This window comes from Poseidonibacter sp. (assembly GCF_041821165.1).
Taxonomy (GTDB): Bacteria; Campylobacterota; Campylobacteria; order Campylobacterales; family Arcobacteraceae; genus Poseidonibacter.
Genome location: NZ_JBGUES010000049.1, coordinates 1 through 13,708, shown reverse-complemented (window position 1 = coordinate 13,708; position 13,708 = coordinate 1). Strand labels below are relative to the sequence as shown.

16 protein-coding genes are annotated in these 13,708 nt (G+C 30.9%); 2 read left to right on the top strand and 14 right to left on the bottom strand.

Annotated features, from left to right (window positions below; genetic code table 11):
- Positions 1-158: 158 nt before the first annotated feature.
- The 14 genes from dmpH to ACERKK_RS05745 form a co-directional block, all read right to left on the bottom strand.
- On the bottom strand, positions 159-947 hold the full coding sequence (dmpH, locus tag ACERKK_RS05810) for a 2-oxo-3-hexenedioate decarboxylase (protein WP_373772141.1): 789 nt from the start codon (positions 945-947) through the stop codon (positions 159-161).
- Entirely contained in the window at positions 947-1,975 is a 1,029-nt protein-coding gene (gene dmpG, locus ACERKK_RS05805) for a 4-hydroxy-2-oxovalerate aldolase (protein WP_373772140.1), read from the bottom strand. The genes dmpH and dmpG overlap by 1 nt, the downstream gene beginning before the upstream one ends.
- 2 nt (positions 1,976-1,977) lie before the next feature.
- Positions 1,978-2,859: an acetaldehyde dehydrogenase (acetylating) gene (locus ACERKK_RS05800; protein ID WP_373772139.1), complete on the bottom strand. Its 882-nt coding sequence runs from the start codon at positions 2,857-2,859 to the stop codon at positions 1,978-1,980.
- Positions 2,860-2,982: 123 nt separating this feature from the next.
- The gene (dmpE, locus tag ACERKK_RS05795) at positions 2,983-3,774 is read right to left on the bottom strand and encodes a 2-oxopent-4-enoate hydratase (RefSeq protein ID WP_373772138.1); all 792 of its coding nucleotides are present in this window, start codon (positions 3,772-3,774) and stop codon (positions 2,983-2,985) included.
- 14 nt (positions 3,775-3,788) lie between these two features.
- The gene (locus ACERKK_RS05790; protein WP_373772137.1) at positions 3,789-5,246 is read right to left on the bottom strand and encodes a 2-hydroxymuconic semialdehyde dehydrogenase; all 1,458 of its coding nucleotides are present in this window, start codon (positions 5,244-5,246) and stop codon (positions 3,789-3,791) included.
- Complete coding sequence (locus tag ACERKK_RS05785; RefSeq protein ID WP_373772136.1) at positions 5,246-5,668, bottom strand: heme-binding protein; 423 nt, start codon at positions 5,666-5,668, stop codon at positions 5,246-5,248. Before ACERKK_RS05785 ends, ACERKK_RS05790 begins: the two co-directional genes overlap by 1 nt.
- 8 nt (positions 5,669-5,676) lie before the next feature.
- Positions 5,677-6,621: a catechol 2,3-dioxygenase gene (locus ACERKK_RS05780; protein ID WP_373772135.1), complete on the bottom strand. Its 945-nt coding sequence runs from the start codon at positions 6,619-6,621 to the stop codon at positions 5,677-5,679.
- A 17-nt stretch (positions 6,622-6,638) separates the two neighbouring features.
- Positions 6,639-6,971: a 2Fe-2S iron-sulfur cluster-binding protein gene (locus ACERKK_RS05775; RefSeq protein WP_373772134.1), complete on the bottom strand. Its 333-nt coding sequence runs from the start codon at positions 6,969-6,971 to the stop codon at positions 6,639-6,641.
- A 194-nt stretch (positions 6,972-7,165) separates the two neighbouring features.
- Complete coding sequence (locus tag ACERKK_RS05770; protein WP_373772133.1) at positions 7,166-8,224, bottom strand: NADH:ubiquinone reductase (Na(+)-transporting) subunit F; 1,059 nt, start codon at positions 8,222-8,224, stop codon at positions 7,166-7,168.
- On the bottom strand, positions 8,221-8,586 hold the full coding sequence (locus ACERKK_RS05765) for a phenol hydroxylase subunit P4 (protein WP_373772132.1): 366 nt from the start codon (positions 8,584-8,586) through the stop codon (positions 8,221-8,223). Before ACERKK_RS05765 ends, ACERKK_RS05770 begins: the two co-directional genes overlap by 4 nt.
- Positions 8,586-10,106 carry an aromatic/alkene/methane monooxygenase hydroxylase/oxygenase subunit alpha gene (locus tag ACERKK_RS05760; RefSeq protein ID WP_373772131.1) on the bottom strand — a complete coding sequence of 507 codons (1,521 nt, stop codon included), beginning with the start codon at positions 10,104-10,106 and terminating at the stop codon, positions 8,586-8,588. Before ACERKK_RS05760 ends, ACERKK_RS05765 begins: the two co-directional genes overlap by 1 nt.
- Positions 10,107-10,118: 12 nt before the next feature.
- Positions 10,119-10,388 (bottom strand): MmoB/DmpM family protein, encoded by a 270-nt coding sequence (locus ACERKK_RS05755; RefSeq protein ID WP_373772130.1) that lies wholly within the window; start codon positions 10,386-10,388, stop codon positions 10,119-10,121.
- A 9-nt stretch (positions 10,389-10,397) separates the two neighbouring features.
- Positions 10,398-11,393 carry a phenol hydroxylase gene (locus tag ACERKK_RS05750; RefSeq protein ID WP_373772129.1) on the bottom strand — a complete coding sequence of 332 codons (996 nt, stop codon included), beginning with the start codon at positions 11,391-11,393 and terminating at the stop codon, positions 10,398-10,400.
- Between the two features lie 15 nt (positions 11,394-11,408).
- Positions 11,409-11,657 carry a phenol hydroxylase subunit gene (locus ACERKK_RS05745; RefSeq protein WP_373772128.1) on the bottom strand — a complete coding sequence of 83 codons (249 nt, stop codon included), beginning with the start codon at positions 11,655-11,657 and terminating at the stop codon, positions 11,409-11,411.
- Positions 11,658-11,791: 134 nt separating this feature from the next.
- Here ACERKK_RS05745 and ACERKK_RS05740 point away from each other — a divergent pair, with 134 nt between their 5' ends.
- Together ACERKK_RS05740 and ACERKK_RS05735 are read left to right on the top strand one after the other, a co-directional pair.
- Positions 11,792-13,087 carry a sensor histidine kinase gene (locus ACERKK_RS05740; RefSeq protein ID WP_373772127.1) on the top strand — a complete coding sequence of 432 codons (1,296 nt, stop codon included), beginning with the start codon at positions 11,792-11,794 and terminating at the stop codon, positions 13,085-13,087.
- On the top strand, positions 13,080-13,708 hold a 629-nt coding region (locus ACERKK_RS05735; protein ID WP_373772126.1), incomplete at its 3' end, for a response regulator. The genes ACERKK_RS05740 and ACERKK_RS05735, both read left to right, overlap by 8 nt.

Here is a 13,708-nt window from a genome sequence, read left to right as displayed (position 1 = left end):
CATCACTTCTACCCTCAATTATGTTAATTGTAGCTATTGGCATATATTTCCTTTAAATAGTCCCTGTTTAAAGGAACTTTTTATTTATAAGTTCTTTTAATAAGATAGAAAAATCATCTTAAAAAAAGAAAATATTAAAGGGCTTTAAAAATTAAAGCCTAAACAAATTTCATTGATACTGATCCAAGGTCTTGGAACTTAACAGTAACATTATCACCTTTATTAACAGTAACAGCAGCAGTAATTGCACCTGAAAGAATATATTGACCAGCTTTTAGAGTTTCACCTCTTTCACCCATCATATTAGCAAGCATAGCAATTGCAGTAGCAGGATGTCCTAAAACAGCAGCTCCAGCTCCTAATTGTACAACTTCACCATTAATTTCCATTACAACACCAAGTGTTTTAAGGTCTAAATCTTTTGGATCTCTTGCTCTACCACCAGATACATATCTTGAAGATGAAGAGTTATCCGCAATAACAGATTTTAAATCAAATTTAAAATCTTTATATCTTGAATCAATAATTTCAACAGCTGGCATAACAAAATCAGTTGCTGCTAGTACATCACCAATATGACATCCAGGACCTTGTAAATCATCTTTTAAAACAAAAGCAATTTCTGCTTCTACTTTTGGATGAATTAATTCATCAAATTTAATTTCAGCACCATCGCCAAATGCAAAATAATCAGCTAAGTAACCATAACAAGGATTTGGAACACCCATTTGTTTCATTTTAGCTTGAGAAGTAAGACCCATTTTCATACCAACAATCTTAGTACCTCTAGCTTCTTTATTTCTTCTAGCTGTCCATTGAATATCATATGCATCTTCATATGTCATTTCTGGGTAATCATCTGTAATTTTTGTGATTTCATATGCATTAACTTCTGCATCTTCACAATGTTTTGCTAATTTTTCTATCGTTGCTTTATCTAATGCCATTATATTAATCCTTTAGCTTTTGCCATTTCCATTGCACAATCATCAATCATATCTTCTTGTCCACCAATCATTCCTCTTTTACCTAATTCAACTAAAAGAGTTCTTGCATCAATTCCATATTTAGCTTCTGCTCTTCTTGCAAATAAAAGGAAAGAAGAGTAAACACCAGCATAACCAAGTGTTAAAGAATCTCTTGAAATTCTAGTTGGTTTACCCATAATTGGTAAAGCAATATCTTCAGCAGCATCTTCAATTTTATCTAAATCAATACCTGTTTCAACACCCATTCTATTACAAACAGCAACTAAAACTTCAGTTGCAGTATTTCCAGAACCAGCTCCAAAACCAGCAAGTGATGCATCAATTCTTGTAGCTCCTGCTTCAATAGCAGCAAGTGAATTTGCAACCCCCATAGACATATTATTATGACCGTGGAATCCTAATTCAATTTCATCACCAAACTCTTTTTTAAGTGCAGCAATTCTTGAACTTACCATATCAGGTAAAAGGTAACCAGCTGAATCAGTTGCATAAATACAATTAGCACCATAAGATACCATTTTTCTTGCTTCTTCAACTAATCTTTTTTCATCAGCCATATGAGCCATCATTAAAAAACCAACAGTATCAAGTTTCATTCCTACTGCTGCTTTAATGTGTTGAGCTGAACAATCAGCTTCAGTACAATGAGTTGCAACTCTAACTGTAGTGATACCATGATCAACAGCTCTTTCTAAATCTTTTACAATTCCAATACCAGGAAGTAATAAAGCAGAAATTTTAGCTTTAGTCATATTTGGAACAACTGCATCTAACCAATCTTCATTTGTATGTAATCCATAACCATAATTTAATGATGAACCACCAAGTCCATCACCATGAGTTACTTCAATCATAGGAACACCTGCTTGATCCATAGCAGTTGACATTGCTGTCATTTGGTCAAGTGTAAATTGATGTCTAACAGAGTGCATACCATCTCTTAAAGACATATCATGTATTGTAATTTTTTTACCTCTTAAATCCATTCTTATGCTCCTTGTATTTTTTTGGCCATTTGTTCAGCAATATTACTAGCAGCAGCAGTAATAATGTCTAAATTACCTGCATATTTTGGTAAGTAATCCCCTAAACCTTCAACCTCTAACCAAATTGAAATTTTATTTCCATCAAATACTGGTCCATTTTTTAATGTATATCCAGGAATAAACTCTTTCATTTTTTCAACCATTTCATGGATTGATTTAGTAATAGCTTCTTCATCTGGTTTTTCACTTGTTAAACAATGAATTGTATCTCTCATCATTAAAGGTGGCTCTGCTGGATTTAAAATAATAATTGCTTTACCTTTTTTAGCACCACCAACTTGTTCAATTCCAAGTTTTGTAGTTTCAGTAAATTCATCAATATTAGCACGAGTTCCAGGACCTGCTGATTTAGAAGCAGCAGTTGCAATAATTTCAGCATACTCAACTTCTTGAACAGCAGAAACTGCTGCAATCATAGGAATTGTAGCTTGTCCACCACAAGTAACAAGATTAACATTTTGAGTATTTTGAGATAATAAATCATCCATATTTACAGAAGGTACACAAAATGGTCCAATTGCAGCTGGTGTTAAGTCAATAACTTGAACTCCATGTTCTGCTAATTTTCTATTATTTTCACCATGAACATAAGCAGAAGTTGCATCAAATGCAATTTTTACTCCATCTTCTTTAATAAAAGGTAATAAACCATCAACACCGTCAGCTGTTATTTTCATACCTGCTTTTTCGGCTCTTAATAATCCATCAGATTCAGGATCAATTCCTACCATCCATAATGGATTTAATACTTCACTTCTTTGAAGTTTATACATTAAGTCTGTACCAATGTTACCAGACCCAATTAATGCACAATTAATTTTCATAAATTTATCCTTAAAATTGTCCCAAGTTTAAACGGACCTTTTTATTTTATTACCTCTTTAAGAATAGAAATAAATTCTACTTAAAGAGGTAAATCCAAAAGAAAGCTACGACTTGCTTATTTTTTATTCAAATCTAATAGAAGCAGAACCAATTCCACCAATACTAGCTGTCATATTATCACCTGGTTTAATATCAACCATAGCACATAATGCACCTGATAAAATAACTTCTCCAGCTTTTAAACCAACTCCAAATTCACCTAATTTATTAGCAAGCCAAACTACTGCATTTACAGGACTACCAAGAGCAGCAGCTCCTGCACCTGTATGTAATAATTCGCCATTTCTTTCTAATGTAATTCCACAAGTTGTTAAATCAACATCTCTTGGATCAACTGCTTGTCCACCAAATACAATATATCCACAAGAAGCATTATCAGCAACTGTATCTTGTATTTTAATTTTCCAGTTATTGATTCTTGAATCAACAATTTCAAAACATGGCATTACAAATTTTGTAGCTTTAATAACATCAGCAGCTGTAACACCTGGTCCTTGGATATCTTCTTTTAAAACAAAGGCAATTTCACCCTCAGCTTTAGGTTGAATCATTCCATTTGTAACATCAATAGTGTCACCATCAGAATAAATCATATCAGATAATAAATATCCAAAGTCAGGTTGATGAACACCTAACATGTCCATAACAACCTTTGATGTAACTCCAATTTTTTTACCAATGATTTTAGAACCATCATCTTCCATTCTTCTTTTTAAAAAATGGTGTTGAATTGCATAAGCATCTTCAATAGTTGATTCAGGTTCTCTATTTGATATTGGTTCAATTGAATAATTACCTTTTAAGGCTTCATATAATTCATTACCGTATTTTTCAATTTTTTCTGTATTCATCATAATATTTTATTACCTTACATTTTTATACAAACGTTTTTAAGTTCAGTATAGAATTCTAAAGAGTGGTGACCACCTTCTCTTCCAATTCCTGAACCTTTCATACCACCAAATGGAGTTCTTAAGTCTCTTAAGAACCATGAATTAACCCAAACAATTCCAGCATCAATTTGCGAAGCAACTCTATGAGCTTTATCTAAATTTTCAGTAAATACTGTTGCAGCTAAACCATATTGTGTATCATTTGCCATTTTAATAACTTCTTCTTCTGTATCAAAAGGTTGTACGTGACAACAAGGTCCAAATACTTCTTCTTTTACAACAGTTGCATCTTCAGAAAGTCCAGTCCAGATAGTTGGCTCAACCCAGAAACCATCTTTTAATTCACCTTCCATTTTAGGAGCACCACCACCTAAAACAACATTAGCACCCTCTTTTTTAGCAATATCATAAAATTCTAAAACTTTATCTCTATGAGCAGCACTTACAACTGGTCCCATATCAACTGTTTCATCATTATGAACACCAACTTTTAATTTCTCCGCTGATGCTTTAAACTCTTTTAAGAATTGATCAAAAATTGGTCTTTGAACATAAACTCTTTCTGTTCCTAAACAAACTTGTCCAGAGTTAGCAAATGCTGATCTTGTAGTTTCTGCAACTGCTTTTTTAATATCACAATCAGCAAAAATTACAGCTGGATTTTTTCCACCAAGCTCTAAAGAAACATCTCTTACACCTTTAGAACAAGCATTCATAATTAATTCACCAGTTTTTGTTTCACCTGTAAATGTAATTGCATCAATATCTTTATGAGCTGTAAGTAAATTACCTGTAATTGAACCTTTACCTTGAACAACATTATATGCACCAGCTGGCATTCCAACTTTAGACATAACTTCACCAAGTAATGATGTAGTTGTAGGAGTTACTTGTGATGGTTTAACAACAACAGTATTTCCACATGCTAATGCAGGACCTACTTTCCAAGTCATTAATAATAATGGTAAATTCCAAGGAGAAATAACAGCAATTACACCTTTTGGTTTTCTCATTGAATAATTCATTGCGATTTTTCCATCAGGAGTATCCATTCTGTATGCTTCATCAGCAACAGATTTCATAGTGTCTGCGAATACTTTAAAGTTTGCAGCTCCTCTTGGAATATCTATATGTCTTGCAATTGAGTATGGTTTTCCAGTATCTAAACATTCTGCTTCTAAGAAATCATCAAATCTTCTATCCATTTCATTTGCTACTTCATACATTAAAGCTATTCTATCGTTTAGCTTCATTTGTCCCCACTCACCAGTTAAAGCTGCTTTTGCAGCCGCAACTGCTGCATCTACTTCTGGTTCTCTACCTAATGCTACTTTAGCAATTAGTTCAGCATTTGCTGGGTTAAAGTTATCAAAAAACTCTCCACATTGTGAGTCCATAAATTGACCGTTAATATAGTGTTGTACTTTGTTCATTATTTAAATCCTATTTGTTCAATTGCAAATTTTGCACATGTAATATCTTCTTCTTCTGTTCCTCCAGAAACACCAATAGCTCCAACTTTAAAATCTTCTTCAAATATTGGAAGACCACCACCAAAAGGTATTAATCTATCCCTATTTGAAAAACCTTGTTCTAAATGAGGTGCTTCCTTAAAAATATCTGTCCATTGACCAGTTGGAAACCCAAAACTAGCACTTGTATATGCTTTATCTTTAGCAATATCTATTGAGTGAATAAAAGAGTCATTCATTCTTAAAAAAGCTAGTTCTAGTCCTGAACTATCAACTACACTTACATTTATTTTTATGTTCAATTCAATTGCTTTTTCTACAGCTGCCCTACAAGCAGCTAAAGCTGCTTTGTAATTAATATTTTTACTGATATTAGTAATCAAATTTAATCCTATGTGTATACATTAGTAAATGATTCAACTGGTTGATTAGTATGATAAAAAATTCCTTTCCATAGCTTATCTTCTGTCCATGTTACTGTAGGCATATCTGGTTGAACTAAATAACCAAGTCCTGCAAAAGTCTCATTTCTATTTCCTGATGGGTCAAAGAAATAAATTGTATTTCCTCTTGTAATTCCATGTCTTTGAGGAGTAACATCAACTTTTACATCATTTTTAGATAATACATCTGCAGCTTTTAAAATATCTGCCCAATCATCTAAAAAGAATGCAAAGTGATGAAGTCCCATTTCTGGACCACCTACAAATGCTATATCATGCGGAGTATTTCCAGCACTTAACCAAGTTGCAAGTTGGACATCACCATTAGGACCAACCATTACTTGTTCAGCAAGTTTCATGTCAAATACTTCTTCACAAAGTTTAGTATTTTCAGCAACTTTATTAATTCCAGCTTCTGGATTTAATTCACACATAAGTAAAGCATGATCTAACCAATGTGCTCCTACACCAGTTAATCCATCTGGCCATGGCTCTGGATTAGTAACACCAACATCTTTTCCAATAAATTCTTTTTGTGCATATAGAATCATTTCATGACCAGATGGTAAGTTAAATTCTAATGCTCTACCACAGAAAGGAATATCACCTTCCATTTTTTCTCTAACATCTACACCATAATTTTTCAATTTAGTTTTTAAATCATCTAAATCAGAATCCTTAGCAACTTTATAGGCAATATTATTCATACCTGCTTTATCATTTGGTGTTAAAATAACAGAATATTTATCCCATTCATCCCAACATTTAAGATATACTTTTCCATCCTCATCTTCATGAGTAATTCTCATATCCATAACTTTTGTATAATATTTCTTTGCTACTTCAATATCAATAGCATTAATATTAATATGTCCAATTCTAATAATTCCCACTATATACTCCTTATTATTTATACGAATCCGTATTTCTTTTTTTTATTAACTTTACAAATTGGTTTTCCAATAAATTCAAACTCTATATCAGTTAAAGGAAAAGCTCTACAAGCAAGTGAATAACCATCATTTTTTTCATCTTCAGTTATATATTTCTTACTCATGCAAAGTGTTTTTACTTCACCTTTAAGAATTTTGATTTTACATACACCACAACCACCACCATGACAGCCATTAGGTGCAATTTCAATTCCACCTTTAGACATTGAATCTAATAAATGACTATCATCACAAACAGTGATTACTTTGTTTAGCCCTACCATTTTAAGTTGATATTTTGAACTATTCATTAGTAAATCCTTTAAAATATATAAGTCATAATTTATATAAAATAAATTATAAATCATACTTTTACTATGAATACTATAGTAGAAAAAATTCGCAGAAAAATCGCAATTATCGCAATTTTATAATAAATATATAGGTATTTTGGGCTTTGTAGAAAGTAGAAAAGCTAAATACATAAAGAGTATTTAGCTTTGAATTAGATAGATTTAAATAGCGGTGAACGCTGTGTAGTATCGTTTAAGTCAGCTTTAGAAAAGAATTTTTCAGTATAAATATCTTTTTCATAAAGTCTTCCTCTCATTAATGTAGTAATACAAGCATCAATCATAGGTGGAGGACCACATAAGTATGCTTTATTTCCAGAGAAATCTGCGTCAAACATTTTTGATGCAACATCATTAACAAATCCTACTTCACCATTCCAACCTTTAATATCTTTATCAGATAAAACAGGTACATAAGTGAAATTTTCATATTTTGAGTCTAAATCTCTAAATAAATCTGAATAATATAACTCTTCTTCGTTTCTTGCACCATGGAATAAAACAATTTTTTCTTTAGAACCGTTTTCAAGTTGTTCTAAAATCATTGATTTCGGACTTGATAATCCTGAACCACCTGCAAAAAATATCATAGGTTTATTTGCTGATTCTCTTACAAAAAATCTTCCATATGGTCCTGCTATTTTTCTTCTAGCCCCAATTTTTACATTTTTATGTATCCAAGGTGTTGCTTCGCCATCAGGTACTAAAGCAATATTTAATTCTACTATTTTTTTATTATTTGATGAATTACATAAAGAGAATGCTCTTGGTTCTTCAAAACCTGGAACATAATACTGAATGTACTGACCTGCTTGGAATTCTATCTCTTCATCAAGTTCTATAAAAATACCTTTAATTCGAGGTGTTAATTCTTTAATTTCAACAACTGTACCCATAAAATCTTTTACAGGAATAGTTCTTGCATCTGGATCTTGATCAATATCTGCTTCAATTGCACAGTTTTCCATTGGAGTTGCTGTACAAGCTAAACATTTACCTTCATCTTTTTCCATATCCATTAAAGCAAAAGGTGAAGCTGCACCGTAGTCAACTTCTCCTTCTAAAATCTCTACCTTACATGTTCCACATAACCCGTGTGAACATGCATGAGGTATATAAACACCTTGACGTAATGCAGCATCAAGGATAGTTTGACCATCCTCTACTGTTATTACATCACCAGTTGGTTCGATTTCAACTTCATAACTCAAATTCCAACTCCATTAATTCCTGTTAGATTTGGAGTTTCAAATCTTATTAAAGATTTATGATCAATACCATTATCTATCAACGATTGTTCAAAATCTGGTGTGAATTCTTCACCATTTAATCTCCAAATAACCGAACTATCACTTAAGTCTGCTTTTTCAAAATCTGGATGATCTTTGAAACACGTGGGAATGACTTCACTAACTAATGCACCAAATGGCATAGAAGGAGGCAAAGGGAAGGTCATAGCTGAGTTTATTAACCTATGTTTATCCCAACCTATATATACTAATTGATTACCATGAAATTTATCAACACTATCCATCATAATTGCTGGATATTCTGTTTTTGCTACAACTGCCATTATTCTTCTCCTTTCCATTCTTTCCATGTTTTCTCATCAGGTGAGCCAACATAGTCTAAGTTATCCACGCCATTTTCAACTTTATACCATTTTAATACATCAGGTAACGTTGCTCCACCACAATTACCTTGGAATATTTGATGAACTGGTAACCATGATTGAGTATATTTTTCTGGTTCATTTTCAAATATATCTTTACAATGATCTGAACAGAAATGGAATCTCTCATCATTATAAATAGTTTGTCTATGTACAATTTGTGTTGGTTCACCTTTTCCAACTTCTGTATATAACATTGGAATCTGACATGTCTGACATAATTGTGGAAGCATTTCAGAATAATATCTTTTACCCTCTTTTTCTAATTTTCCCCAATGTTCATATACAGGTCTGTAATATTTATCAAATGTATCTGGATATTTTTCACTTAGCCAATCCATTTTTTTCTCATCTGGTAACCAAGTGTGAAAAGGAGCTGCCGCTGCATGAGTATAGAATGTCATCCAAATTTGATGAGATAAATGATCTTTTTCAGCACTTACAGTACCAGCACAATCAGGAACTTTAATACCATATCTTTCTAAATCTTTAAATAGAGCAACTGTATTTTCTTCAAAATATAATTCCCATGCTTCTTTCCAAGATTGTGGAGATTCAGGTAACATATAATCCATCATCATTGATACAAGTCCAAGAACTTTATATCCTCTCCATGTCCATTTATCAATCCATTTTTGAACAATTGGAACATTATCTGGGTCTTGCTCTAACATAAATTTAATAGCTTGAAGACCTAAAGTCATATGTCTAGCTTCATCACTTTGAGCTGAGAACCCAAATGTAACTGTTGCCATATCACCATTAAATGCAGCTCCACTCATAAATGGAACAAAAAGTAAGTTTGTTAAAACATACTCAAATGAAAAACCAATCGCAATCATAAACTCAAATGGACCTGCAGTTCTTGCATCATCAAAGAATGATTTAGGAACAGATAAATACCAAACTCTATCATGCCAATGAGCAAACTCAGAGAAACCATTAAAGTGTTTATTATAATGACTTAAAGTATGAATTTGTGTTTGAACGTGTCTTAATTCATCAATTGCTTGCATTTGACAAGCAACTCTTGGACCATCCCCTCTAAAGTTTCTTGCAACATCAGCAAAACCTCTGTGTGCTTGGTACTCTAATGGTGAAACACCTGTTAAAAATAGTTTTAATGCAGATACATATCTTGCATCAGTAATATTTTTTTGTCCATTATTTTGAGCAAAAGCATCAATAATTGCATAAAGTTTTTTATCTTTTTCACCTTGGTATTTCCAGTATGCATCCATAGTCATTCTAAATGGATCTTCCCACGCTTCCCAATCGTGAATTTTAATACCTTCAAATTTATCTTTTGGAAAAACATCATCCATATCTTGATATGTTGTATCCCAACCAAGTCTAGTATTAGCCTTGTATTTGTCTTTCATATTTAGACGTTTTTTTCTTACTTTTGTGTTCATAGTCATGATAATATCCTCCTAATTTTCCCAATAAATTGTAAAATGATCATAATCTTCATCAACATTACCTGCTAATGTAATTAAAACTAATTGTAACTCTTGTGGATCCCAGTCTCTACCGATTTTTTCTGATACTGTTTCTGCTTTTACTACAAGTTTACCTTCACATGAAATTCTAACCATTGCTGATTCGTTTTCAACTTCTGCGTTTGGATTATCTTCTAAAATTGCTTCTACAATTAATCTTGATTCTTCAACTGCTTGTAATGCTAAAAATACTTTTGACATCAATATCTCCTATAGGTTTAAACCATTTTTATTTAATCTTGTAACTAATTCATCTTTAATATTATTCATAACTTCATCACTATTTTCAACAATATTTTGCGCTAATGGTGATACAGCATCAAAAGCAATATCAATATATTTTTTACACCAGTCATTTACTAATTGTTTATTCTCTTCAGATTCACTAGCTGCAACTTTAATAGTAGAATCTAACCATCTTTCACACTCTTCACTCCATGAAGTAATAAACTCAGTCATTAAAGATTGTGCAGAACCACCTTTTTTATTTAATTCTTGATCAAGAACATTAAAGAATAATGAATGAACAAATGCATCAAATACAATATTTTGTGAAATATGTAATTCAAACCAATCTTTTAATACAAAAGAGTCTTCCATTGCTTTTCTTAAAGGTTGGAATATAGGGTTATTTAACCATGTCTCTTTTGAGTCATCAAGTATTGTTGTATCATTATCACTTAATAATAAACCAATTCTTGTAATATATTGTGCTGTACCTATTCTATCTTCTGCATGAAACATTGCAGCAGATGTAAACGCAGCTCCATAACCTTCTGAAACAAGTTGTAAATTATTTAAATTTGCACCCCATTCATAGTGTCTAATTGGTAATACAAACTCTAAAATTAAGTTTTTAACATCAGTAGGCATAACATCTAACATATTTCTTTTTTCAACAAAAATGAAATTTTGATCTGCAACTTCTTGTTGTTTAGCTCTTGCACTAACATATGAAGCATAATGAAATTGTCTTGGATCTAAAAATTTATACCAATCTTCCATTTTTAATGCTGTTTTTCTAACATCATATAACTCATAATTTGGGTTAGACAGTGGTCTATAATGAAAGTTAGCTGTAGGTTGAATATCATATGTAGCTTCTTCATATCTTGAAGCCATTTTACCTTCACCAATTCTTCTTGCAACATGTCCAAAAGTTTCTCTTTTTGGTTTAATATTTACACTTTTTATATCTATAGACATTTTTATAAACTCCTTTTATTTAGTTAAAGTACCAATTACACCATATCGCCATTTATACTTGTCATTTTCAACGGCAATCTCTTCTTCTCTAGTTAAATAAGTAACTTTATTTTTTTGACAAAATTCATCAAATTGCTTTTTTGGTAAAGCAAGTTCAACATACATACATGGATCATCAACAGCAAAATCAAACTCAACCAGTCCATTTTTTTTAACATCTGTTACATGCACATATTTTTTTTGAGTTGTTGCTAATTCACCCATTGTTATTACCTTATCCAATCATCAAATTTTAGTTCCAATTGAAGTTTAATGAAAAAGAATCGCAAAATTATCGCAATGTTAAATTAAAAAAAAGATTTATGATATAATTTTTTGAACTTGCAAAAAGGAGAAAAATGAGTTCTTTAAAAAAATATATTTTTAATAATCAATCTATTCCAGAAAAATTCTCAATAACATATATTATTGTAGGAGCAGTTGGAATCATATTTTTAGATCAATTAATAAAAATATTTTTTATACATAACCCCGCTTACAATGAATCACTAACTTTTGGAGTGATATTTTTAATGTTAACAAGTTTGTTACTTTTTTTAATGTTAAGACATATGCAAAAAGTTATAACTAAAATTGACAAATCATATAAAGAGTTAAAAAACGAAGATCAAGAAAAATTAATGCCATATGAATTTGCACTTAATAACTCTGTTGATTCAATATATTGGTTTACACTTGATGCAAAAATAATATATGCTAATGATGCAGCTTGTGATAAATTAGGTTATACCCAAAGTGAATTTATTGGTATGTATTTAGAAAAAATGGATCCAAATTTCAATAGAGTAAGTGCAGCTAAATGTATGAAAGAAATTAAGAACACTCAAGATTGGAGATTAGAAACAACACAAATAAAAAAAGATGGGACTTTATTTCCTGTTGAAGTATCTGGTCATAGCTTTAATTATAAAGGTACAGAATATATATGTGCTTTTGGTAGAGACGTTACTAATAGATTAGCAGCTAAAATGGAAATTACTAAGATGAATCAAGAGTTACAAAAATCTATAACAGAAAAAGATATTTTATTAAAAGAAATTCATCACAGAGTTAAAAATAATATGCAAATCATTTCTTCTTTACTAAATATGCAAGAAAGAAGAACAAAAGATAAAGATATGATCTACATATTACAACAAAGTAGAAGTAGAATTCATACAATGGCATTAGTACATGAATTCTTATATTTAGGCGAAAACTTGGCTTATATAAATGTTTCTCAATATATTAAAAGGTTAGTTGAAGATATAAGGGATTTATATTGTTCAACTAATACTCATTTAACAATTGATTTAAATGTAGAAAATTTAACATTTTCTACAAATAGATGTATTCAGCTTGGAATGATTCTTCATGAATTATGTGTAAATTCGTTAAAGTATGCTTTTAAAGAAGATAGAGATAATAAATTATCAATTGATATTAAAACAAATAATGATTTAATCGAATTCAAATTGAAAGATAATGGTGATGAAATCACCTTTATTGATAATATAGAATGTTCTGATTCAATTGGAACGCAACTTATTTTTTCAATTGTTGAGGACCAACTTGATGGTAAAATTGAATTTAAAAATAACAATGGTTTAGAATGTAATATAGAATTTCCTAAAAAAGAAGAAAATTATGAGTAAAATAAAAATTTTAATTGTAGAAGATGAAACAATAATAGCAATGAATTTAAAAGAGATTTTAAAAGAGCTAGATTATGACTGTTGTGGTATAGTTCCGAATAGATGTAGAGCATTAAAACTTATAGAAACAAAGGTTGTTCCTGATTTAATTTTAATGGATATTTATTTAAAAGGACCAGCTACGGGAATTGATTTAGCGTTAGAACTAAAACATATTATTCCTCAAGTTCCTATAATATTTCTTACAGCTAATTCAGAAAGTATTACAATAAGAGAAGCATCAAAAACATCTCAATATGGATATATCATAAAACCATACAAGAAGCAAGCATTACATGCAGCTATAGAAATGGCGTTATCTAAATCTGAAATAGATAATAAAAATACACAGAAACTTAATGCAATTACAAAGATTAATAAAACGTTAGAACATCAATTATCAATAAATAATGAAAATAAATCTAGGACTATTCAATTAAAATATGGGTACTTATATGATAAAGAATCAAGTACATTATACTATGGTAGTGATCCCATCAAACTTACATCAAAAGAAAAAGAGATTGTAAATTTACTATGTAATAGTGCAGGACAATTTGTATCTCAAGAACAAATGGAATA

Bases quoted from the DNA above. Each gene is read 5' to 3' on its own strand.
- dmpH (WP_373772141.1), bottom strand. From the start codon at position 947: ATGGCATTAGATAAAGCAACGATAGAAAAATTAGCAAAACATTGTGAA.
- dmpG (WP_373772140.1), bottom strand. From the start codon at position 1,975: ATGGATTTAAGAGGTAAAAAAATTACAATACATGATATGTCTTTAAGA.
- ACERKK_RS05800 (WP_373772139.1), bottom strand. From the start codon at position 2,859: ATGAAAATTAATTGTGCATTAATTGGGTCTGGTAACATTGGTACAGAC.
- dmpE (WP_373772138.1), bottom strand. From the start codon at position 3,774: ATGATGAATACAGAAAAAATTGAAAAATACGGTAATGAATTATATGAA.
- ACERKK_RS05790 (WP_373772137.1), bottom strand. From the start codon at position 5,246: ATGAACAAAGTACAACACTATATTAACGGTCAATTTATGGACTCACAA.
- ACERKK_RS05775 (WP_373772134.1), bottom strand. From the start codon at position 6,971: ATGAATAGTTCAAAATATCAACTTAAAATGGTAGGGCTAAACAAAGTA.
- ACERKK_RS05765 (WP_373772132.1), bottom strand. From the start codon at position 8,586: ATGGCAGTTGTAGCAAAAACAGAATATCCAGCAATTATGATGGATAGT.
- ACERKK_RS05760 (WP_373772131.1), bottom strand. From the start codon at position 10,106: ATGACTATGAACACAAAAGTAAGAAAAAAACGTCTAAATATGAAAGAC.
- ACERKK_RS05755 (WP_373772130.1), bottom strand. From the start codon at position 10,388: ATGTCAAAAGTATTTTTAGCATTACAAGCAGTTGAAGAATCAAGATTA.
- ACERKK_RS05750 (WP_373772129.1), bottom strand. From the start codon at position 11,393: ATGTCTATAGATATAAAAAGTGTAAATATTAAACCAAAAAGAGAAACT.
- ACERKK_RS05745 (WP_373772128.1), bottom strand. From the start codon at position 11,657: ATGGGTGAATTAGCAACAACTCAAAAAAAATATGTGCATGTAACAGAT.
- ACERKK_RS05740 (WP_373772127.1), top strand. From the start codon at position 11,792: ATGAGTTCTTTAAAAAAATATATTTTTAATAATCAATCTATTCCAGAA.